The sequence below is a fragment of the Psychroflexus maritimus genome (genome assembly GCF_011089875.1).
Classification (GTDB): Bacteria; Bacteroidota; Bacteroidia; order Flavobacteriales; family Flavobacteriaceae; genus Psychroflexus; species Psychroflexus maritimus.
Genome location: NZ_JAANAS010000044.1, coordinates 1 through 23761, shown reverse-complemented (window position 1 = coordinate 23761; position 23761 = coordinate 1). Strand labels below are relative to the sequence as shown.

The 23761-nt window shown below is 33.5% G+C and carries 20 protein-coding genes; 14 read left to right on the top strand and 6 right to left on the bottom strand.

Going from position 1 to position 23761, the window contains the following annotated elements:
• Positions 1-7 precede the first annotated feature (7 nt).
• From G7034_RS06275 to G7034_RS06255, 5 genes are all read left to right on the top strand, one after another.
• Positions 8-1078, top strand: a complete 1071-nt coding sequence (locus G7034_RS06275; RefSeq protein WP_166400121.1) for an ABC transporter permease — start codon at positions 8-10, stop codon at positions 1076-1078.
• Positions 1079-1088: 10 nt separating this feature from the next.
• Entirely contained in the window at positions 1089-1841 is a 753-nt protein-coding gene (gene tpiA, locus G7034_RS06270; protein WP_166400114.1) for a triose-phosphate isomerase, read from the top strand.
• A 191-nt stretch (positions 1842-2032) separates the two neighbouring features.
• Entirely contained in the window at positions 2033-2335 is a 303-nt protein-coding gene (locus G7034_RS06265) for a hypothetical protein (RefSeq protein WP_166400113.1), read from the top strand.
• 45 nt (positions 2336-2380) lie between these two features.
• On the top strand, positions 2381-4789 hold the full coding sequence (locus G7034_RS06260; protein WP_166400112.1) for a TonB-dependent receptor: 2409 nt from the start codon (positions 2381-2383) through the stop codon (positions 4787-4789).
• 44 nt (positions 4790-4833) lie between these two features.
• Positions 4834-5337 (top strand): DUF4625 domain-containing protein, encoded by a 504-nt coding sequence (locus G7034_RS06255; protein WP_166400111.1) that lies wholly within the window; start codon positions 4834-4836, stop codon positions 5335-5337.
• A gap of 79 nt (positions 5338-5416) precedes the next feature.
• Here the strand turns inward: G7034_RS06255 and G7034_RS06250 are convergent, their stop codons facing one another.
• Entirely contained in the window at positions 5417-5674 is a 258-nt protein-coding gene (locus G7034_RS06250) for a DUF6364 family protein (protein ID WP_187349871.1), read from the bottom strand.
• A gap of 168 nt (positions 5675-5842) precedes the next feature.
• Positions 5843-6580: a GDSL-type esterase/lipase family protein gene (locus G7034_RS06245; RefSeq protein WP_166400110.1), complete on the bottom strand. Its 738-nt coding sequence runs from the start codon at positions 6578-6580 to the stop codon at positions 5843-5845.
• Positions 6581-6957: 377 nt separating this feature from the next.
• Between G7034_RS06245 and rlmD the strand changes: the two genes are divergently transcribed.
• The 6 genes from rlmD to porQ all read left to right on the top strand — a co-directional run bounded on the left by rlmD (position 6958) and on the right by porQ (position 15780).
• A complete protein-coding gene (rlmD, locus tag G7034_RS06240; protein WP_166400109.1) occupies positions 6958-8370 on the top strand; it encodes a 23S rRNA (uracil(1939)-C(5))-methyltransferase RlmD in 1413 nt (470 codons plus the stop codon).
• A 9-nt stretch (positions 8371-8379) separates the two neighbouring features.
• On the top strand, positions 8380-8877 hold the full coding sequence (locus G7034_RS06235) for a DUF6452 family protein (RefSeq protein ID WP_166400108.1): 498 nt from the start codon (positions 8380-8382) through the stop codon (positions 8875-8877).
• The gene (locus tag G7034_RS06230) at positions 8843-9556 is read left to right on the top strand and encodes a DUF6048 family protein (protein WP_166400107.1); all 714 of its coding nucleotides are present in this window, start codon (positions 8843-8845) and stop codon (positions 9554-9556) included. Before G7034_RS06235 ends, G7034_RS06230 begins: the two co-directional genes overlap by 35 nt.
• A gap of 2 nt (positions 9557-9558) precedes the next feature.
• Positions 9559-11961, top strand: a complete 2403-nt coding sequence (locus G7034_RS06225) for a TonB-dependent receptor domain-containing protein (protein ID WP_166400106.1) — start codon at positions 9559-9561, stop codon at positions 11959-11961.
• Positions 11962-12143: 182 nt separating this feature from the next.
• Complete coding sequence (gene lon / locus G7034_RS06220) at positions 12144-14633, top strand: endopeptidase La (RefSeq protein ID WP_166400105.1); 2490 nt, start codon at positions 12144-12146, stop codon at positions 14631-14633.
• Between the two features lie 133 nt (positions 14634-14766).
• Positions 14767-15780, top strand: coding sequence for a type IX secretion system protein PorQ (gene porQ, locus G7034_RS06215; RefSeq protein WP_166400104.1), 1014 nt, complete (start codon positions 14767-14769; stop codon positions 15778-15780).
• A 35-nt stretch (positions 15781-15815) separates the two neighbouring features.
• Here porQ and G7034_RS06210 read toward each other — a convergent pair whose 3' ends face one another.
• Positions 15816-18005 (bottom strand): endonuclease MutS2, encoded by a 2190-nt coding sequence (locus G7034_RS06210; protein WP_166400103.1) that lies wholly within the window; start codon positions 18003-18005, stop codon positions 15816-15818.
• A gap of 40 nt (positions 18006-18045) precedes the next feature.
• Between G7034_RS06210 and ung the strand changes: the two genes are divergently transcribed.
• Entirely contained in the window at positions 18046-18711 is a 666-nt protein-coding gene (gene ung, locus G7034_RS06205) for a uracil-DNA glycosylase (RefSeq protein ID WP_166400119.1), read from the top strand.
• Positions 18712-18810: 99 nt separating this feature from the next.
• On the top strand, positions 18811-20019 hold the full coding sequence (locus G7034_RS06200; RefSeq protein ID WP_166400102.1) for an Nramp family divalent metal transporter: 1209 nt from the start codon (positions 18811-18813) through the stop codon (positions 20017-20019).
• A 406-nt stretch (positions 20020-20425) separates the two neighbouring features.
• On the opposite strand, the gene G7034_RS06195 is transcribed toward G7034_RS06200, so the two are convergent.
• From G7034_RS06195 to G7034_RS06185, 3 genes are all read right to left on the bottom strand, one after another.
• The gene (locus G7034_RS06195; protein WP_166400101.1) at positions 20426-21529 is read right to left on the bottom strand and encodes a DUF3810 domain-containing protein; all 1104 of its coding nucleotides are present in this window, start codon (positions 21527-21529) and stop codon (positions 20426-20428) included.
• Between the two features lie 82 nt (positions 21530-21611).
• Positions 21612-22532 (bottom strand): bifunctional metallophosphatase/5'-nucleotidase, encoded by a 921-nt coding sequence (locus G7034_RS06190; protein WP_166400100.1) that lies wholly within the window; start codon positions 22530-22532, stop codon positions 21612-21614.
• Complete coding sequence (locus tag G7034_RS06185) at positions 22532-23311, bottom strand: 5'-nucleotidase C-terminal domain-containing protein (RefSeq protein ID WP_166400099.1); 780 nt, start codon at positions 23309-23311, stop codon at positions 22532-22534. The genes G7034_RS06190 and G7034_RS06185 overlap by 1 nt, the downstream gene beginning before the upstream one ends.
• A gap of 194 nt (positions 23312-23505) precedes the next feature.
• On the opposite strand from G7034_RS06185, the gene G7034_RS06180 reads away from it, so the two are divergent.
• Positions 23506-23761, top strand: a 256-nt coding sequence (locus tag G7034_RS06180; protein ID WP_166399221.1) for a transposase, incomplete at its 3' end; no start/stop codon positions are given.

Here is a 23761-nt window from a genome sequence, read left to right as displayed (position 1 = left end):
TAACTGTATTTTGAATAATTTATTTAAGAAAATAGCCTACGCTTTTCTTACCTTATTTGGGGTTGTAAGCGTAGTTTTTTTCCTATTTACTATTCTTCCAGGAGATCCCGCTCAAATGATTTTAGGGCAAAACGAAACCCAAGAGCAACGGGACTTAATCAATCAAAAATATGGATTTGATTTACCTCTGCATGAACAATATATTTTATATCTAAATGATTTGTCTCCCGTATCATTTCACTCTACAAATAATTCAGATTACACTTTTATAGATCACTCAAAATATAGCTTAGCAAAAATTTTATGTTTTGAAGAAAGTTGTTTAGCAGTAAAACTTCCTTACCTAAGAGAATCTTTTCAGCGTGCAGGTAAAACGGTAAATAGTGTTATTTCAGAGACCTTACCAAACACCGTTGTACTTGCTTTCACTTCAATTTGTTTAGCTCTTTTTTTAGGCGTAATTTTAGGGGTGTTTTCTGCGCTTTATAAAGATCAATTTTTAGATCAAATGTTACAGGTATTAGCTACTTTAGGAATGAGCTTACCGTCGTTTTTTAGTGCGGTTTTATTTGCTTGGTTATTTGCTTATGTACTTGGAGATTTAACAGGATTAAATATGACAGGAAGTTTGTATGAATTAGATGATTTTGGAGAAGAATACAGCCTTCAATTAAAAAACTTAATTTTGCCTGCAGTGGTTTTAGGAATTCGCCCTTTAGCAGTAGTCATTCAATTGATGCGCAATTCGCTTTTAGAAACCTTTCAGCAAGATTATATTAGAACAGCTAAGGCAAAGGGCCTATCTAATTTTAAAATCATTCTTAATCACGCTTTAAAAAATTCACTAAATCCAGTAATTACCGCTATTTCAGGTTGGTTTGCTTCACTTTTGGCAGGTGCTGTTTTTGTGGAATATATTTTTGGCTGGAATGGCTTAGGAAAAGAAATTGTTGATGCCTTAAATTTACTAGATATGCCCGTAATTATGGGAGCAGTTATTGTAATTGCTACAATGTTTATTTTAATTAATATATTTGTTGATTTAATATACGCTAAACTTGACCCAAAGGTCAATTAAAATTTAATTTATGAGAAAAAATATTGTTGCTGGAAACTGGAAAATGAATTGTGATTTATCTGAAACGAAAGTGTTACTGGAGGGCTTAACTCAATCGCTTCCTGCGTCACTTAAGGCAGATGTTATTGTTTCGCCACCTTACACAAGTCTCTATTATGCTTTTGAAAACTTGAAAGATACACCAATAATGGTAGCTTCACAAAATATAAATGAAAACGATAAAGGCGCTTTTACTGGAGAAATTTCTGCTAAAATGCTGAAGTCTGTCGGAGTTAATTATGCGATTGTGGGGCATAGTGAACGAAGAGAAATATACAAGGAAACAGATGCTTTACTCAAAACAAAGCTTGACCAAGCCTTACAAAATGAAATTTGTCCTATTTTTTGTATAGGCGAAAAATTAGAAGCTAGAGAAGAAGGAAAACATTTTGAAGTAGTTAAACATCAATTAGAAAAGGCTACTTTTCATCTTACCGCTGAAGATTTTAAAAAGTTAGTCATTGCTTATGAACCTGTATGGGCAATAGGAACAGGAAAAACAGCAAGCCCAGAACAAGCGCAAGAAATTCACCAATACATAAGAGATTTAATTGCCAATAAATACAATCAATCGGTAGCCGATGAGGTGAGCATTCTTTATGGAGGAAGTGTAAAACCAGCAAATGCAAAAGAAATTTTTGGACAAGCTGATGTTGATGGCGGTTTAATAGGAGGAGCTTCCTTAAAAGCAACAGATTTTTTAGCTATAGTTGATGCTTTTTAAATTATTCTTTTAGAAAATAATTTTACTAACTAAAACAAAACCCATAGAATAGGACTGGCTTTTTGAAATATAGTCAGTCCTTTTTTTTGTTCGTGAGGATTTTTAAATTCATCAATCTGTTTCCCTTTGTAAACGTTAAACTACTTAAAAAAGTCGATTTAATAAAGATTTTTATTAATTTTGCTTTCGCTATGAAAATCAAACAAAAAATATTGTCTTTTTTCTTTTTGGCGCTCCTAAGCCTAGGTAGTGTAGATTTTCATGCGTATTCACACCTTATAGATCAACATGATCACCAAACTGTAGCCGATTGTGAACACTGTGAAGAATTTGTTGTTTTTAATGAATTTGATTTTGAAACTGTTCAATTTACAGATTTTGAAGTTCTAAATTTTATTTCCTACAAGGAAACGATTACTACTTTATTAATCTTTAAGGGATTAAAAACACACAAAGGAGAATATTACAACAAACCCCCACCTTTTACAGCTTAATTCTAGATTTTAAAAAAAAAATTTAATTGAATTAAGTGATGCTAAATGCGAATTCTACTACTAACCGCTTCAGTAGTGTTTTCTTCCATACTCTTCGGTCAAAATCAAGTACAAGTTAAAGTTACCGACGAAGAAAACATACCACTTTTTGGAGCACATATACATGCTGAAATAGGGAATACCGTCACCAATGTTGATGGAGAAACTCAGTTTGAAATAACTGAAACAGGAAGCTACAGATTTCAAGTATCTTATTTAGGCTTTAAACCTCTAGATACGTTAATTCAAATTCATCAATTACCACAAAAAATTGATTTGATTATGATTACAGATCAAGATGAATTGGCCGAAGTATTTTTAACACAAAAGGCTTCTGTAAATATTCAAAATACAGAGAAAATTAATGCTGAATATATTCAAGATAATTTTGCGGGTTCTTTAGCTGCCTCGCTAGACCGAATACCTGGCGTAAACTCTATTGAAATCGGGGCAGGTGCTTCCAAACCAATTATAAGAGGTTTATCTTTTAACCGTATTGTAGTGGCCGAAAATGGTAGTCGCCATGAAGGTCAGCAGTGGGGAGCTGATCACGGTCTAGAAATTGACGCACTCGCTATTGATGACATTGAAATTATAAAAAGTGTGGGCGCCATTGAATATGGAACCGATGCAATTGGTGGAGTAGTGCAAATTAAAACTGATGCCACTCCAAAAAAAGAAGGCCTTACCGGAGAATACAGAGCTTTTGGAAGAAGCGTTAATCAAACCTTGGCTAATTCTATAAACTTGAATTATAAAAAAGATGACTATTTTTTTAAATTTAGATCAACACTAAGCAGTTATGGAGATTATAACCTGCCTACCGATACCATTACTTACTTAAGTGTAAAAATGCCTGTGCAGAACAGACGATTAATGAATACAGCAGGAAGAGAACGAAATGTAATGATTCAGGGAGGCTTTCAGTCTGAAAGTTTTAAATCTACATTGACGCTGAGCAACAATTACTTAAAAGCGGGATTTTTTCCAGGTGCTCATGGGGTTCCTTCAGTGCTCCGGGTGAGAGATGATGGCGACCGAAGAAATATTGACTTTCCTTTTCAGCGCGTAAATCATCTGAAACTAGTGAATAACAATCAGTGGTTTTTTAACAAATCAGATTTAAGTTTGATGCTGAGTTATCAAAACAATAGAAGGCAAGAAGAGGCTTTATTTCATACTCATTACGCTGGTCAGCAACCTCCAGAAAATGATCCAAACTTAGAATTAGATTTTAATTTGAATTCGTATGAAGCTAAAATAAAATATGATCATTACTTCAACAGACAACATCATTCTACTTTTGGTATTCACAGTCAGTATCAAAATAATGAAGTTGGAGGCTATAATTTTTTATTGCCAAGTTACCATCGATTTACCACCGGAATATTTGCCTTACATGATTATGATTTGACTAACAAATTAGCTCTTCAATTAGGAGTTAGAGCTGATTATGGAAACTTACAAACCGATCGATTTTATGACCCTCTTTTGTTCAGTTTTCTTGTTAACCGAAGAAATTTATCCGTAGAAGAAGCAAATGCTTTGGCAGAACGAAGTAGCAATACAAATAGCGATTTTTGGAATGCTAATGCACTTTTAGGCTTGTCTTACCAAGCCTCTTCTTATTGGCAGTTTTCAGGAACTTTTGGAACAACATTTCGATTTCCAACAGCCATTGAATTAGCCGCTAATGGAATTCACCACGGTTCTTTTAGGCATGAACAAGGAAATGAAAACCTTAGCACTGAACAAGGTTGGGTTGCCGATGCTAAAGTAAGCTTCAATCTAGCCGAAGAAAATTTATTAGTAAGTTTTAGTCCGTATTGGTATTATTTTGACAACTATATTTTCTTAAGGCCATCGGGAAGGTTTTCGCCTCTACCTCACGGCGGACAAATTTATGAATATACCGAATCAGGCGCTTTGTTAACAGGTTTTGAAGTCTTTGTAGAAAAGCAGTTTTTCAATAGTTTAACCACAACAGCTTCATTTGAATATTTACAAAATCAGCAGGTTACAGGAAGCACTTCAAGGGATTTTCCGTTACCTTTTACACCTCCCATCAATGCATTTTTTGAAGTGAGTTATGATTTCAATAATTCAAAAAATTGGTTGCAGCAAACACGAATTTTTGCGAATTCAACAGTGGCATGGCGACAAACAGAAACCGCACAAAACGAAGCTGAAACACCAGGCTATGGAATTTTTGGTGGAGGCTTACAATCCGATTTAAAAATAGGCGATTTTAAAGCGAATATTATGCTTCAAGCCTTTAATGTATTCGATAAAAAGTACTTTAATCACACCAATTTTTATCGTGCTTTAGAAATTCCAGAAATGGGAAGAAACATACAATTGATGATACGCATACCTTTTGATATAAACAGTAAAACAACCAATCCATCAAGATGAACAAATCCAACATTTTAATTTTAAACATTTTTAAACTTTTACACATGAAAAGAAACAAATTTTTATCAATGCTTTTATTAGCATTAGCTGTATTTACCTACTCATGTAGTAGTGACGATGATGGAACGCTAGACTCAGAAGCTCCTGTAGTGGTTATTAACGAACCTCATTTAGAGGAGGCTTTTGTGCCAGGTGAAGAAATTGAGGTTGATATAGATGTCACCGATGATGTAGCTTTGGCTAGTTACAAAATTGATATTCATTGGGCTGGCGATGATCACTCGCATCGACCTTCAACAATGAACGAAGACGATCACGATCATTATGCCGAATGGGACTTTGAAATTTCTGATACACTTTCTGATACTTCAGGTAAAATTTTAATGCCTATAAGTATTCCTATTGAATTTATGCACGATGGGGAAATGAAATTAATTAAAGAAGGGGTGTATCATTTTGGTGTGATTGTAATAGACCAAGCAGGAAACGAAACATCAGCATTTAGAGACCTGTTTATTGGAGATGACCACGATCACGACCATGATTAATTAAATAGACTATTGCGTATCAACAAAAAAGCCAGTTCTTCATTGAGCTGGCTTTTTTGTTTAGTATTAGCGTATTTAATTATTTATATTTCTCTATTAAATGGTCGGAATATTTTCTTTTATAGTCTAACTCAACTCGTATTTCAGTTCCTGTTACGATGCTTTTAACAAAAGGTGAAATTTCAAATTCAGAGCTGTCATTTTTTGTAGTTAAGGATTGCAAATAGGCTTCAACAATTCGAGATAGGCTCATTTTTTTGTTCGAAGCATTTTCCTTTGCTTTCTCAATAATCCTTTGATTAAGCTTTAAAATCAACTTTGTGTCTATAACATTCATTCTATATGTATAAAAATAATCCGTATGATTCAATTTTGCAATTAATTTTATTGGTGAGCCCTAATTACAACCAAAGTCTCGTGCATAACGAAAGTGATGACTTAAAATGTGTCAACTTTTTTAGGACGGGTCAAGCCATTTTTGTTGTGTGTTGTTCTCTATAGTTTTTTATTCTAGTACATTTATTAAAACATTGTAATACCGTGTCGCTATAAATTTAGCACCTGCTTCATTATAATGTACCTCGTCTGCTAAATGTGAGTTATTAAACCCTGTAAACATATCGACAGCAATTACTTTTGAAGAAGTAGTTGTCTGGTTTGTCGCAATTGTTAGTACATCTTGTCGTATTTGGTTAAAAGCATTGGTGAATTCGGTTGTCATAAAGTCTGAATGACCTTGAGCTGGTTGCTCAATAATTATCGTTACATTCGGATTATTGGATTGCAGTGCTTCTATAATTGCGTTGACGTTTGAAATGGTTTGATTGTAGTCTTGCTCATTTAAAATATCATTCCCCCCTGGTGAACTAAAAAGAACAAAATCTGGTGAACCTGTTTGGCTTAACCAATCATTTAATCCTTGCAGTATGTCACCCGATGTCCATCCTCCGCGACCTTCGTGGTCAATGTCAAAATTTTCATTGTTAAATGAGGGGTAAGACGAGTTGTCGGATTGTGTCCCGATGAAATCAAAAGTCCAATTATTCTCTTTTAAATCTTTCCAAAGCTCATAACGATAACTTTCAAACTCTGGTCTTGCTCCTTCAACTCTTGAAGCTCCTAAGGGAAGTATTTTATTAGTTGAAGTGCTTGGTGGTTTTGGAGTTGAATCATCATCCTTGTCGCAAGCGTTGAACATCATTAAAGATATTCCAAGAATTAAAATTTTTAATGTCAATTTCATTGTTTTGCTGTTTTAAATTACATAGAACCCGTCTATCCCCCCAACTTTTATAAGCATACCTTAACCAGTAAGTTGAATACGCACAAGTTTTAATATTTGCTGGATTCAAGTCTTAAATGCAATTTTAATTAATCAACAACAATATTAAATATTTTCTGTCAAATTCCCTTCAGAAATTAAAAATGTAAAATAGGAGAGAAGGTTTAGCATCAAATAGAAATAAAAATTTTAATTGAAGCTTAGAAGGATATATAAGTTGGCATATTTAATGCATAAAATCAAAAATCTTAATCTAAACCCCATTCTCTCAAAAAATCATTTCAATTTTATACCTCCAAACCTATTCAACTTCAAATTCAAAACTTTATTTTTGCGTCATGGGAAGAAAAAACAGACGCGTAAAAACCTTTACAGAGGTTGAAGTTATAGATACAGGTAATAAGGGGAAAGCCGTTGCTAAAACCGAAGAAGGGCAAGTGATATTTGTTGATCAAGCCGTTCCTGGCGATGTAGTTGATGTGACTACCTACAAAAAACGAAAATCATTTTTTCAAGCAAGAGTAGATCATTTTCATTCGTATTCAGCACGTAGAACAGAACCGAAATGTATTCACTTTGGAACTTGTGGTGGATGTAAATGGCAAAATATGAAATACGAAGATCAATTGTATTTCAAAGAAAAAGAAGTGATTCAAAATTTGCAACGTATCGGAAAACTTGACTTACCAGAAAATCATCAAATCTTAGGCAGTCAAAATCAGTACCTCTACCGAAATAAAATGGAGTTTTCTTTTAGCAATCAGCGTTGGTTAACCAAAGATGAAATTGATCAAAAAGATGAAATTAAAAATAAAACGGCACTTGGTTTTCATATTCCAGGAATGTGGGATAAGATTTTGAATTTGAATGAATGTCATCTTCAAGCGGAGCCAAGCAACAGCATTCGAAATGCAGTAAAAGCTTTTGCCGATAAGCACCAAATGGAATTTTTTAACCCAAGAGACCAAGAAGGTTTTTTAAGAACTTTAATGATTAGAACTTCTTCAACTGGAGAAATTATGGTGCTACTTCAGTTTTTTAAAGAAGATGAAGAACATCGCAAACTTCTCCTAGATTTCATTGCAGAAAAATTTCCTGAGGTTACCTCTTTGCAATATGTAATCAATTCAAAAGCCAATGACACCATTTACGATCAAGAAGTAATTTGCTACCACGGCAAAGATCACATTATGGAAGAAATGGAAGGCTTGTATTTTAAAATTAATGCGAAGTCGTTTTACCAAACCAACTCAGCTCAAGCATTTGAACTTTATAAGATTACTCGTGATTTTGCGCAACTTACAGGCGAAGAATTGGTGTACGATTTATATACGGGAACTGGAACAATAGCTCAGTTTGTTGCTAAAAAAGCGAAAAAAGTAATAGGTATAGAAGCCGTTCCTGAGGCTATTGAAGACGCTAAAGAAAATGCTAAACGCAATCAAATTGGGAATACTGAATTTTTTGCTGGAGACATGAAACATATTTTTACTTCAGCATTTATTACTGAACATGGAACTCCAGACGTCATCATTACCGATCCTCCACGCGATGGAATGCATAAGGAGGTAGTGGCTCAAATTCTTGCTATTTCACCTAAGCGAATTGTTTATGTGAGTTGTAATTCGGCTACACAAGCAAGAGATTTAGCTTTGATGAAGGAACATTACCAAATAGAAAAAATACAACCGGTTGATATGTTTCCGCAAACGCAACATGTAGAAAATGTAGTATCTTTGAAACTCAAATAAATCTATTCTATGAAAATAAAAAACATCAGATTTATTTTAGTCGTTGTATTAGTTAGCTTTTGGGCTTGCGAACGAGATGATATTTGTGGCGAAGAACAACAAGCTACACCTAGGTTAATAATAGAGTTTTATGATATCAATGAACCTGATGAATTAAAACCAGTTACAGACTTAGCCTTTTTTGCTGATGGAGACTCAGACACCTTATTGGCGCCTGGAGCCATAACAGACATTGTTTTGCCATTGAGGACCTCTGCTAATCAAACCAATTTTTTTTTAACCCAGTTTGCCACTTCAGAAGCACCTAATACCGATGAACTAAGATTAAATTATGCAAGAAGAAATGTGTATATGAATAGAGCTTGTGGATATAAAGTTGAGTTTATAGATTTTCAAGCTAGAAGAATAGTAGAAGAAACTCCTAATATTAATTGGATACGTAGTGTATCTGTTCAAGAAACCGTAATTGAAGATGAAGAAGTTGTACATTTACATATTTTCCATTAGTGTTTTTTGCCTTCTTGCTAGTCAAGCAACTGCGCAACAGGATAGCATATCCTATAAACAACGCTATGGCTTAATGGTCAATACCGATTTAATAAAATTGGGCAGAACGGCTTTAGAAGAAAACTATAAGGGGTTTGAAGTGGGAGCTGATTTTCGTTTAACCGAAAAAATATGGCTCTCTGGAGAATTAGGCGCTGATGATTACCTGTTTGATGAAGGAAATTTAATGGTCAACTCAACTGGAGCTTATTTTAAGGCTGGCGGAATATATAATTTTCACACCAACTGGATAGGTATGGACAATTTTTTGTTTGGAGGATTTAGAGCTGGTTTTGCTACTTTTTCTCATACCTTAGAAGAATTTACGGTTACTGTTAGAGATGGATTTTTTCCTCCAGATATTAGAACGCCTGGCACTTCGTTTAATAACCTCAATGCCACTTGGGTTGAATTTATGGCTGGTGTAAGGGCCGAAGTTTTTAAAAATCTATATTTAGGTTTAAATATTCAATTGAAATTTCTTACTACGCAATCCGACTTAAATAATTTCGATAATCTTTTTGTGCCAGGCTATAATATTACAAACGACACCTCAAGTTTTGGTTTTGGATTTGGTTACACCATTCATTACCTTTTTCCCATATATTCAAAAACAATTAAACAAGCAATAGACAATTAAGAATGAGATACAACTATTTTTATATATTACTTTTATTTAGCTTTATTGGTTTTTCGCAAAGCGAAGTTAGCCTCTTTGGAATTTTAAAAGACGAAGCTCAAGAAGAACCCATTCCTTTTGCCAATGTAGAATTGTTCAATGAAAACGAAGAATTAATTGAGGGAACGATATCTGATGAAGATGGGAGATTCATTTTTGAAGGCTTAACCAAAGGAAACTATACCTTAAAAATAGCCTACCTTGGATTTAAAGACCTTACTGAAAATATTCGCGTTGGAGAGCTTAGCCAAAATCTCAATCTCGGTACCTTTTTCTTGAAAGACGACACAGAAAGTCTTGATGATGTAGTAGTGAAAGCCAACAAAGAAAACCTTGCCAAAAATCTAGAAAAGAAAACTTATGAAATTGACGAAAACATTAGTCAGTTAGGAGGCTCAACTTTACAAGCCATTTTAAATTTACCGGGTATAACCACCAACAACCAAGGAGAAGTTTTATTACGCGGAAGTAATCGGGTTGCCGTGTTAATTGATGGAAAACAATCGGCTATTACCGGAATGGGCGTGCAAGAAAATTTAGATAATATTCCTGCTTCATCCATAGAACGAATTGAAATCATTAATAATCCTTCTTCTAAATACGATTCCAACGCAAGTGCAGGAATTATCAATATTATTCTTAAAAAAGAAAGCAAAGATGGTTGGAATGCAAAAGTTGGTGTAGTTACAGGAGTAGGGTCAGTTTTTCAAAAGAAAGCTAATTTGGTGGAAGAAATGAGAGACCAATACCAATTTACACCAAAGCTTAACCCTAGTTTTTCATTAAACTACCGAAAAGATAGATTTAATTTTTTTGCCAATGGCGATGTCTTGTTATACCAAGAGGTTAGTAAGAATGAATTTACCACAAGAAATTTACCTAATTCAGCAGAAAGCGTGCAACAGCAATTTTTGGAAAACAAAAATCAAGGCGTTTCCAATTTTAGAGTGGGATTAGATTATGAAGCTGATGATAGAAATACTTTCACGCTTTCTACCTATTACTTTAGAAAACAATATAAAGACTTAGGAAATATTCCTTATCTAAATATAGATTCTGGTGAGCGTTTGCGTTTATGGGATTATGATGAACGCGAATTAGTGCAAATATTTACTGCTGAAATTAAGCATAAATACGATTTTGAAGAGCCAGGACATTTTATTGAATCGAGTATTAGCTATGCCTTCAAACGAAAAGAAGAAGATTTCTTTTTTTCAGATTTAAGACAAGATCAATTTGGTTCAGACACAACGGCAATTGTAGCCGATCAACAAATTGTTGATGTTAATGTAGATTACACCAGACCTTTAAAAACAGGAAAACTGGAAGCGGGTTTAAAAGGTAGAATTAGTCAATACCCCAATGAAATTATTTTTAATCCTGGCATGAATTCTATTTTAGACTTAAATCTTCAAGGAGCAGCCGAATACCAAGAAAACTTAGGCGCTACTTATGCCAATTACATTTATGAAGATGATAAATTTGCCTTAGAAGCAGGAGGAAGATTAGAATATGCAAAAATTGATTATTTAGTAGATCCAGACCACCCTGTTTACGAAAGCGATGGTTTTGATTATTTTGAATTTTTACCCAGTGTACGATTCAATTATCGCTTGAACAGAAAAAAACGTTTAGCTTTGTTTTTCAACCGAAGAGTAGATCGCCCTCAGGAAAAAGACTTACGCGTTTTTCCTTCTTATGCTGATCCTGAAATTTTATTCCTTGGAAACCCTGGTCTTCAACCACAATTCACTAATTCTTACGAGTTAGGCTATCAACTAGAATTTGAAGAAGGAAGCCTATACCTTGCCGGATACCGAAAAGATTTTGAAAATATCCTCACACGAATTTTTACACAAACTCCCAATAGTCAATTTGTGAACGTATCTCAAAACGCGGGTAGAGGAAGTAATACAGGTGTAGAATTAAACTTCGATTTTAGATTTACAGATGAATTAAAAATGAATTTGAATTCAAATTATTATTACAATATCATCAATGCTTTTGAAATAACCAATGCGTATCCAATCGACACCGATTTTTCTCAAGAAGAACAATCTAACTTCACAGGAAACATCAAATGGAATACACAATTGAAACTTCCTAAGGAATTCAGCTTACAAACTACTTTCACTTATTTAGCTCGAGATATTATTCCGCAGGGAGAAATCAAGGCACGTTATTCATTCGATTTAGGAATTAAAAAATCGGTTCAAGAGGGGAAAGGCGAATTTTTCTTTAATGTATCCGATTTATTCAATACTTTCCAGCTAAAAACACTAAGGAATGATGACGATTTTAACATCGTAGCTACCGATTTTTTTGAAACACAAGTTTTTAGACTAGGTTATACTTATCGATTTTAGCTTGGGTTAAATCTTTGTAACAATGCCACAGCGGTTCCAAAATCTTAATTTTAGAATTGTTAAATAAACACCTTGGCATAGCAATTGAACGACTATAAGGTGTTAAACAAAAAATAGAATTTTAAATCAAATACAGCTTGTTTGTGTTGATAAAACTGACAAGTTGTCGAAAATATTAATTTATGTCAAAATCAAAATTGTTTTCAATTGACAGTTTGTCATCACAAGGAATAGATGAAGATGCAGAGTTAATTCCTTTAATGACTACGGAAGACGAAGAAGCCATTGAGCGAGAAGACTTACCTGAAGAGCTTCCCATACTTTCATTGAGAAACACCGTACTATTTCCTGGTGTAGTGATTCCAATTACAGCAGGAAGAGACCAATCAATTAAATTGATCAATGATGCTAATAATTCTAATAAAACTATTGGAGTTGTTGCTCAAATAAATGATGAAGAAGAGGATCCAGGTTATGAAGGAGTCTATAAAATTGGTGTAGTCGCCAGAATTCTTCGCGTGCTTAAAATGCCCGACGGAAATACTACGGTTATAATTCAGGGTAAAAAGCGTTTTAAGATTACCGAAGCTCTACAAGAACAACCTTATTTAAAATGTAAGGTAGAATCTTTAAAAGAAAATAGACCCGATGTATTAGATGTTGAGTTTAATGAGATTATTCAGAACATTAAAGAGTTATCGCTTCAAATAATTAAGGAAAGTCCAAATATTCCTTCAGAGGCTTCTTTTGCAATCAAAAATATAGAAAGTTCTTCTTTTTTGGTTAATTTCATTTCTTCTAATATGAATTTAGAAGTTCAAGAAAAACAAAGACTTTTAGAAACTTCAGATTTAAAAGACCGTGCTTTATCTACCTTAAAATTCATGAATGTTGAAAAGCAAAAACTTCAGCTAAGAAATGATATTCAAAGTAGAGTTCAAAATGACATGAGCCAGCAGCAGCGTGAATATTTCCTTCATCAACAAATGAAGACCATTCAGGAAGAGTTGGGCGGAAATTCATCGGAATCTGATTTGGAAGAAATGCGTTTGCGTTCTAAAAAAATGAAGTGGAGTGCAGAAGTGAAAAAGCACTTTGATAAAGAATTGGCTAAACTTCAACGCATGAATCCACAAGTAGCCGAATATACCATACAGCGAAATTACTTAGATTTATTTTTAGACTTACCTTGGAATACCTTTAGCAAAGATCAATTTGATTTAAAACGCGCAGAACGCGTTTTAAATCGTGACCATTATGGCCTAGAAGATGTAAAAAAACGCATCATTGAATATTTAGCTGTACTGAAGTTAAGAAATGACATGAAGTCGCCTATCATCTGTCTATACGGCCCTCCTGGTGTAGGTAAAACATCCTTAGGGAAGTCGGTTGCCGAAGCTTTAGGAAGAGAATATGTAAGAATATCCTTAGGAGGTTTAAGAGACGAGGCAGAAATTAGAGGGCATAGAAAGACTTACATAGGAGCCATGCCTGGTAGAATTATACAAAGTTTGAAAAAGGCCAAAACTTCTAACCCTGTTTTTGTTTTAGACGAGATAGATAAGCTAGCAAATTCTCACCAAGGTGATCCTTCTTCTGCCTTACTAGAAGTCTTGGATCCTGAGCAAAATTCAGAGTTTCACGATAACTTCTTAGAATTAGGTTATGATTTGTCAAAGGTTATGTTTATTGCTACTTCTAACACTTTAAATACAATTCAGCCTGCTCTTAGAGACCGAATGGAAATTATCAATGTAAACGGTTACACTGTTGAAGAAAAAATTGAAATAGCTAAACGTCATTTATTACCCAAACAAATTAACGAACACGGAATTAAAAAAACCGATATAAAATTAGGTAAAAAACAATTAGAAAAAGTAATTGAAAATTACACACGAGAATCGGGGGTAAGAGGTTTAGAAAAACAACTGGCTAAATTGGTTAGAAATATAGCTAAACATTTAGCAATGGAAGAATCCTACGAGCCTAAACTTAATTTTGAAGCTATTGAAAACATCTTAGGAAAACCTAAAGTTAATAAGAATCAATACGAAAACAACGAAGTAGCTGGAGTTGTAACGGGGCTAGCTTGGACAAGTGTTGGAGGAGACATTTTGTTTATTGAATCTGCATTATCTCGGGGTAAAGGAAATTTAAATATTACAGGTAATTTGGGTAAGGTAATGAAAGAATCAGCTACAATTGCCTTAGAATACATCAAAGCTAATGCAGAAGAATTTGGTTTAGATTACCGAATTTTTGACCAGTATAATGTGCATATTCACGTTCCTGAAGGAGCTACACCAAAAGATGGACCTAGCGCTGGTATTACTATGCTAACTTCTTTGGTTTCGTTATTTACTCAACGAAAAGTAAAGCGAAACTTAGCTATGACTGGAGAAATCACGCTACGTGGAAAAGTGCTTCCAGTGGGAGGAATTAAAGAGAAAATATTAGCCGCTAAACGCGCCAATATCAAAGAAATTATTCTTTGTAAAGATAATGAACGTGATATTAATGAAATTAAAGAAGACTATGTAAAGGGACTTCAGTTTCATTATGTTTCAGAAATGTCTGAGGTCCTAGATTTAGCTCTTTTAAAGCAAAAAGTAAAAAATGCTAAAGAGTTAAAGGTCAGTACCTCACAAACACATTCAAATTTAAACAAATAAAAAGTTTAGTTTTTTATAAAATTGTAATATGTTTGAAACTGAATAGGATGAAAATTTTATTCAGTTTTTTTTTAATTAAATAATTTATTAAACTTTGCTTCGTTTTGATAAGCACAGACCCTGAAGTCTTTTTATGCAAAAAATATATTTTCTAGTCATTTCATTGGTTGCTTTGGTTGTAAATGCTCAGGTTGGTGGGCAAGACACTTACCAGTTTCTCAATATGCCTGTTAATCCACTTCACGGAGCTCTTGGCGGAAAAAATGTGACTATGCATAATTACGATCCTTCAGGTGTTTTGATAAACCCCTCTTTGGTTAATGAAGAAATGCAAAGTGTAGCTGCCATTAATTATATGAATTTGGCGGCAGGGATTAATTTTGGAAGTGCAGCTTATGCGTACAAACTTAAAGCAGATCGAGGAACCATACAAGCAGGAATTTCTTATTTAGGTTATGGTGATTTTGAAGGTTTTGATGAATTAGGTAATCCTACCAATGATTTTACTGGAACAGAAGCGGCCTTCTCTGTGGGTTACGCTTATAGGATCCCAGAAACTAAATTTAATGCAGGTTTAAATGTCCGATTGATAACTTCAAGGTTAGAACAATATTCTTCCTTTGGATTAGCAACCGATTTTTCTGTAGCCTATATCGACCCAGAAAAAAAATGGGTGATTTCTGCAGTTTTAAGAAATTTTGGGGCACAATTAAAAGCCTATGATGAGGTAAATGAAAGTTTACCTACAGAATTACTCATAGGTATTTCTAAACAATTAGAAAACGTTCCTATCCGTTGGCATCTTACATTTGAAAATCTACAGCAATGGGATTTGGCTTTTAGAAACCCAAACCGCGATGAAACAGATATAGAAGGTAATGTTACCGAGGACAACCCAAATTTTATTAACAACTTTTTTAGGCATACCGTGTTTGGTGCAGAGTTATTTCCAGATGGTGGGTTTAGTGTTCGCGTTGGGTACAGCTTTAGAAGATCTCAAGAATTAGGCTTAGTAGATCAAAACACTTTTGCGGGACTCAGTGGTGGGTTTATGATTAAATTTAACAAACTTAGATTTCAATATACCTTTATGCGCTTGCACCAATCGGCTACTTCTAACCTCATAGGTCTAAATTTAAAGTTGTAATTGCTACCAACTCTACTTAAAGCAAAAAAACTTTTCTATTTCTTTTTTTTAGGACGTTTTACCAACTCTAGTTGATCTAAAGCAACTTTAGTGGTAAATGCTCCATAGTTTACTACTGCTTTTCCCTTTTCCATACTTTCTAAAGTTCCTACTGCTTTTCCATCAATCATTCTTACTTCGTCATGGATATAAAGTGGTGGTCTTTCTACTTTTTCATTTTTGTTTTCTTTGGCTTCTTGTTTTTCTTTTTCTTCTTTCTTTTTTTGCCTTATTTTTTCAACTTTCTTATTCAGCTCTTGCTTAACCCGATGTTCTTCTCGTTTTTTTTGTTGCTGTTCTTTCTTAGTTTCTTTTAATCGCTTGGCGTTTTCTTTTTCAATCAACTTCATAAATTCACCGATAAGTTGTTTTTTGTTTTTATTGTTGAAATATTTTTCGCCAAGGGAATTAATCTTTTCTCCCAAACTTATCATGCGCTGGTTTGCATCGTAAAGCTCTTGATATTTAACTAGCTTATTTTGGATTCTAGCATTAACTTCATCTAATTTTTCTTGCTCTTCTTGTGCTGCATTTTTTTTGTGTTCTAATTCAGATGTAGTTTTTGCTAACTTAGAGCGTTGCATTTGAAGTTTGGCAATACTTTTATCGAATCTTATTTTACCGCGTTCAACTTTCTTTTTAGAGCGATTGATTAAACTGTAAGGGATGCCATTTTTTTGAGCTACTTCAAATGTAAATGAACTGCCAGCCTCCCCAAGCTTCAACTTAAAAATAGGTTCTAAAGTAGAAGAATCAAAAAGCATATTTGCGTTTACAATTTCCTTGGTTTCATTAGCCATCATTTTAAGGTTAGCATAATGGGTTGTAATAATTCCGTAAGCTTTCTTTTCATAGAAAACTTCCAAAAATGTTTCAGCTAAAGCACCTCCCAATTCTGGGTCTGTTCCTGTTCCAAATTCATCAATCAAAAACAAGGTTTTTTCATTGCACTTCTTAAGAAAATTGCGCATGTTTTTCAATCGGTAGGAATACGTGCTTAAATGATTTTCAATACTTTGGTTGTCTCCAATATCGGTTAAAATTTCTTCAAAAAAACACAGTCTAGAAAATTCGTGCACTGGCGCCAATAAACCACTTTGTAACATTAATTGGACAAGCCCAACGGTTTTTAAAGTAATACTTTTTCCACCGGCATTAGGTCCAGAAATAACAATAATTTGGTTCTCTTTATTTAATTTAATGTCCTGTGGATAGGTTGTTTTCTGGTGTTTGTTGTTATCAATGAGCAACAAAGGATGAAAAGCCTCTTTTAAATATACTTCTCTTTCTTTGGTTATTTTGGGAAGCAAACCCTTGTATAATTCGGCATACCTTACCTTGGCTGAAATCAAGTCAATTTCACTTAAAAAATTTTGGTAATCTTGCAGCAGTTCCTTATAAACCCTTATTTTTTCGGTTAGTTGCTTTAAAATTCGTTTAATTTCTTCGTCTTCATCATAAATTAACTGACTCAATTCTGAATTATAGTGTGCTGTTTCTTCGGGTTGCATATAAACAATGCTTCCCGTTTTAGATTGACCTAAGACTTTTCCCTTTACTTTTCTTCGGTACATGGCTTTTACCGCTAAAACACGCATGTTTTCAACAATAGATTCTTTGATTTCATCGAGGTATCCTAATGAATTATACTTGCTCATAGCAGTTGAGAAACTCGAACCAATTTTTGATTTCACCATTTGTAATGAACGTCTAATATTAGCAAGTAGGGGAGAAGCTTCGTCTTTTACTTCACCATAACGATTAACTACTTGGTCAATCGATTCTATGAGGAAACTTGTAAGTTGAACGGGTTGACTTGTTTGAAAAAGCCTAGGATATAATTCTTTGTGTTTTCTGAAATGTATAATAAGCTGGTTGGCCGTTTCTGAAATGCTTTTAATTCGCCTAAAACTTATGACTTCTAAGGTAGAGTTTTCAATAGCAAGTAAGCTTATTTCAGCATCAATAGGATCGAAACCATGGTTAGGAATCGGTTTTTCTTCCCAGGCAGAACTTTTATATTCCTGCGTTTGTTCTAAGGCAAACATACTCCGTTTAAATGAGGTGAAAGGTTTGAGCAATAAAGCCTTCTCTCTTCCTTTTTCTGTAGTACAATTTTCGGCAAGTTGAATTCTAACTTGAGGAAACTCTAAATCTATTAAAGTTTTATCACTGACTTTTACCATAAGTTTTTTTACATTCGCAGGTACAAATGTAGTGATAATGATGAGGTTTGAACTTTCACAGAATTGGAAAAATGTCTTAAAAAATGAATTTACTAAAAGCTATTTTACAGATTTAGTAAGTTTTGTAGAAAATACCTATAATACTCAAACTTGTTATCCACCAAAATCAGATTTATTTAAGGCTTATCAACTCACCAATCTAAAGGATGTAAAAGTAGTGATTCTTGGCCAGGATCCTTATCACGGCGTAGGTCAAGCCAATGGCTTAGCTTTTTCAGTTTATCCAGGAATTCCATTTCCTCCATCATTAAAAAATATTTTTCTAGAATTAAAAAACGATATAAATAAAGAAATACCGTTTACAGGAGATTTGTCTCATTGGGCTAGACAAGGTGTTTTTTTGCTCAATTCATGTTTAAGTGTAGAAGCATCAAAAGCTGGAAGTCATTCAAATAAAGGTTGGGAGTTATTTACAGACGCTACAATTCAAGCGATTTCTGAAGAAAATGAAGCAGTAGTTTTTTTACTTTGGGGAGGCTACGCAAAGAAAAAAAATAAATTAATTAATTCGGATAAACACTTGATTTTAACTAGTGGGCATCCTTCACCTTTAAGTGCTAACAGGGGTTACTGGTTCGGGAATAAGCATTTTAGTAAGACAAATTCATATTTAAAAAAACACAATAAATCACCGGTTCATTGGTAGTTTTAAGCGGAATTTAATCTAGTCCTAATGCCTAAGTCTTGGTTGAAAATTCAAATGATTTTAATTGAAGTTGGAGTAATATCTTGATAAAATAAGCAGATGAAAAACTATTTTAAAATAGGCCCAGGCGCGTTCGTAGCAGCTGCATTTATTGGTCCAGGAACGATAACGGTTTGTAGTCTAGCAGGAGTTAGATTTGGTTATGAATTGCTTTGGGCTTTGGTGTTTTCAATTTTAGCAACGGTCATTTTGCAAGGCATGTCGGCTCGCTTCGGAATTGTAAGCAGGAAAGATTTAGTAGAAGCTTTTCCAGTAATCCTTCCCAATAAAGCCCTACTTTATTTGGCTACTTTGTTTGTGATTTTAGCTATTGTGATAGGTAATTCAGCTTACGAAGCTGGAAATATAGGAGGTGCTTCACTTGGGTTTAGCTTGATAGTGGACTCTATTTATGTTGATTTTTTTGGTTTTTCTATCAATTATATAGCTCTACTCATTGGGCTTTTATCTTACTTAGTTTTAAGTACTAGTAATTACAAAAAAATTGAAAAAATACTCGTTATTCTTGTGGCGCTAATGAGTTTATCTTTTTTAACTACGGCACTAATAACAAAGCCAGATTTAAATCAATTATTTGGTGGCTTTGTTCCTAGTCTATCTACCGAAAACTTACTTTCTGTGATGGCTATTGTGGGCACTACTATTGTTCCTTATAATTTGTTTTTGCATGCTGCTGTAGTTCAAGAAAAGTGGAAAAATGCTTCAGCTATGAAAGAATGCCAACAAGATACGATGTTGGCTATTGGTTTAGGCGGTTTGGTTTCTATGAGTGTGTTGATTACCGCGGCGGCTATTCCACAATCTGAAATGAAAAATATTGTAGATTTGGCTGAAACCCTGGTACCTCTTTATGGCTCTTTAGCTAAATACTTATTGGCATTTGGCTTTTTTGCGGCAGGAATCACCTCAACAATCACTGCTGCCATGGCTGCTGCTTACGTGCTTAAATCCAGTTTCAAAGCTCTTGGACATACGCATAAAAAAGCCTATGCTATCACTTGGAAAATAGTTATTTTAATTGGAGTTATTTTTGCGAGTTTTAGCTTAAAACCTATACATTTAATTGAAGTAGCTCAAGTTTGTAATGCAATTTTACTTCCTTTTATTGCCATTTTTTTGCTTTGGATTGTCAATTCTACTAAAATTATGGGAATTTATAAAAATTCGAAACTGCAAAATATTGCCGGAATTATAGTTGTTTTTCTTTGTTTTTTATTGAGTGCCAGCTTAATCTATAAACTTATCTAGTTCCAATTGTTTTTAATTTTAAATAAGTAGAATGTATCGAGACCTCACTTCGATACAATTTCAACTTCATTCTCGTTCGTTGAAATCACTCAGTGACCTCACTTCGATACAATTTCATCTTCACTCTCGTTCGTTGAATTCACTCAGTGACCTCACTTCGATACAATTTCATCTTCACTCTCGTTCGTTGAAATCACTCAGTGACCTCACTTCGATACAATTTCCTTTCTTTTTTCGGTCAAGAAAAAAACTCGATCTGACGTTTGTTTCTAGCAAGGGGAGATACCGTCTAAAACTTCCTTAGGAAAACTTTTGAGGTATAACAAGTCAATTAAGCTGAAGAAGAACTTTTATCGACAAGCATTAGGAATAATTTTCAAATCAAGTAATTTATTGTTTAGTCTTGTTAATTGTATAAAGCATTTTTCTTGTTGTAATTGATAAGTAAATTAGTTACATAAGAATAACTTTTCATTCCTTCTGGTTGATTGTTGATATTCAAGTAAGAAGAATAAAACTGCTTTAATAAAGGCTCTACAGGATTATTGTACTGATCCCAAAATTGTTGTGACTCTTTGTAATTTTCACGAATTCCAAAATTAATGCAGGCTTTGTATTCCTCAAACATAACTCGATTTGAACGGTACAAATGACTTAATAGATGTCTTAAAATTGAAGTTGATGCCGCATATTTAAAGTCTGATTTTTTACTATTTAGCAAAACCAAATAAGCCACAAAGTTAGCTTCATTTTCTTTGGCATATCCCATTTGATGGGCTATTTCATGAACAATAGTAACCGGTTTTTTATAATCAATTATTTTATTATTGTATTGAGATTCGTTAGTAAATGGGTTAACATAACCAGAAAATCCGGCGTATGTGAGTGGGACTGAAAACAATGAACCTTTTATTTTTGGTTGAATGGGAACTACTATTTTATGTGCTTTAGCTACTTCTAAAATTTTGTTATTTACTACTGATTTTAGATTTTCATCCTCATAGTTAAATTCAACAGGTATAGAATCGTTTTTTGTTAATTGGAGGTGAAGTTCATTTGAATAGACTAAAGTCTCATCTAAGAAATCAAAAAATTCTTCTTGCGTATATTCTTTATCTAGGTTAAGCTTTTCATTTAAATCTATGCGATAATAGTTCATCCCCCAAAATAGGTGGAAAAAAAAATAAATTTTAGATACAGTGGAAAGCAGGTAAACTAGGTAAAAGCGAAGTTTTCTTGTTTTTTTAGTAAATCGAAATAACTTAAAAATCAGTACACTAAAAAAACCAATATAAAATAAGTCGCCCAACGAAATTGAAGTCCAATTAGTAATCCAAAAACTTAAATTTCTAATATACCTATACAGGCCATTGCTATAGATTTTTTCTACCAACTGAGGAAAAAGAGATAAAACCTGTATTAGGACTATCCATAGTGGAAAAAGTACAGCCCAGCCTTTTGTAGCTTTTGATAATTTGATTTGGTTATTTGTTTTTTTGTTGCTGTTCATCGTTAGTTAGTCGTTTCTTTTTTATTTTTCTGAATGATATACTAGAAAGAGAGCGCTTTATAGTTTTTAGGATGAGAATTATTTATAATGATACTACACTAGATTTTATAGGCTCGTCTTCTTTTTGTTCATTTAAAAAAAAGTCGATTCTGCCCACATTGACTCCCGCCCAACCTACTTGATTAACCAATACGTTTTTTCCTTCTTGGTTTTTTACTTCAGTTGGTTGATTTAAAAAAGTATGGGTGTGCCCCCCAATGATTAAATCAATTCCTGAAGTTTGTGCTGCTAACTTTAAATCGTCAATTTTATCGCTTTTGTATTGATAACCAAGGTGAGAAAGACAGATTACTAAATCACATTCTTCTTCAACTTTCAAAAACCTTATTTGATCTTGAACAATATCAATAGGGTTTAAGTAAATGGTTTCTTTGTAAAGGTCTTTGCTTACAAGACCTTCTAATTCAATTCCAAGACCAAAGACACCAATTTTTACACCATCAACTTCAAAAATTTGATTTGGTTTTACAAGACCGTTTAAGCTCGTGTTTTTGAGAAGGTAATTTGCATTAATTAAATCAAATTCTGCGTGGGCTAGTTGTGCGGCAATATTGTCAATTCCATTGTCAAACTCGTGATTTCCAATCGTACTAGCGTGGTAACCAAGTTTACTCATGGTTTTAAACTCTAACTCACCGCCATAATAATTAAAAAAAGGAGTTCCTTGAAAAGAGTCGCCTGCATCTAAAATTAGTGTATTTTGATTTTCTTTTTTAATTTGATCAAAATAAAATTTTCGTTTTGCGGCACCACCGCGATTAGCAAATTTACTATGGTCTGATGGGAATGACTCTAAATGACTGTGTACATCATTGGTATGAAGAATGGTAATGTGTTTATCAAATTTTTTTGATGAGTTGATGGCGTTGGCCACAGTAAAACCACCAAACCCAAGTATTGCGCTTGCGACACTTGTTTGTTGTATAAATTTTCTTCTCTTCATTACCTTTGCACTTTTACAAATCGGTTGTCTTTTTCAGCTACTATTTCGTCTTTCGACTTAAAGTAATCTATAAATAAATTTCGGAGTTTGTAATTGGTTTCAAACACATTTTCGTTATCGATAAAAAAATTCATTTGATCACCTCCTTTTAGTAAATAATCTGAAGTAGCTATAAAATAAGTTTCTCCTTCTTTCAGCTCTTTAGAAAAAACTTTTTGATGTTTAATATCTGAAAGTTGATTTATTTCTAATTTGATTCCAGCAAAAGGATGAGCTACTTCATTTTTGGCAAGGTATTCAAAAAGTTCATTCATTTTTTTGTAGGAAAGTTCAACAATAACCACTTTATTTTCAAAGGGCATAATATCAAAAGCCGTTTTTACAGTTATTTTTCCTTCGCTAATTCCAGAACGAATTCCCCCATAGTTGAGCAAAACTGCATCCAATTGAATATTAAATTTCTCTTTTGCTAGAGGTTTTATTTGTTTAAAAACAGCATCAGCCATTAAATTGCCAATTGCTGTATTAAATTTTGAATCGGTTTTAAACATGGGCTTTTTTGTGTAGGAAAGCTCTTGATTCATTTCTTGATCAATTTTTTTAGCGTAGGGTGCTAAAAAGTTTACAATTTCTTGGTCTTCTTGCAACGCTTCATTAATTTCTCTGTTTTCTGATAGAGAAGAAGCAAGTTCATATTTTTTATTTGATGTAGATTCTATACACCCAATTAGAACAAAACTTAAACAGAAAATAGAAGCTACTTTTAAAAAGCCATTCATTGAAATAAAATTTAATGCAATATAATTGATTTAAACCAATTTGATAATTAAATTAGTATTAAGTACATCAAACTTTCTGTAACTTTAAATTTTATTTTTTAGGAGTTATACATTTTGCAATACTTAACAGAAATATTTTAGCCCCCAATAAGTTCGGAGTGATATTTTAAATTTCAAAATACTACTTTTGAGATATGAAATACAAGAAATGGAGTTTAGAGGAGAAACTAAAAATTCTGTCCTCATCTGAAGAATTAGGAACCGTTGAGACTTGCCGTAAATATAAGGTCAGTACGGCCACTTTCTATAGTTGGAAGAAGAAATTTGATAGCCAAGGCGAAGCAGGGTTAAAAGTCACCTATGACACTCGTAGCAAAGAATTAAAGCAAGCAGAAGAGGAAAATAGAATACTGCGTAAGCTTTTAAGTAACAAGGAAATTGAGTTGGAAG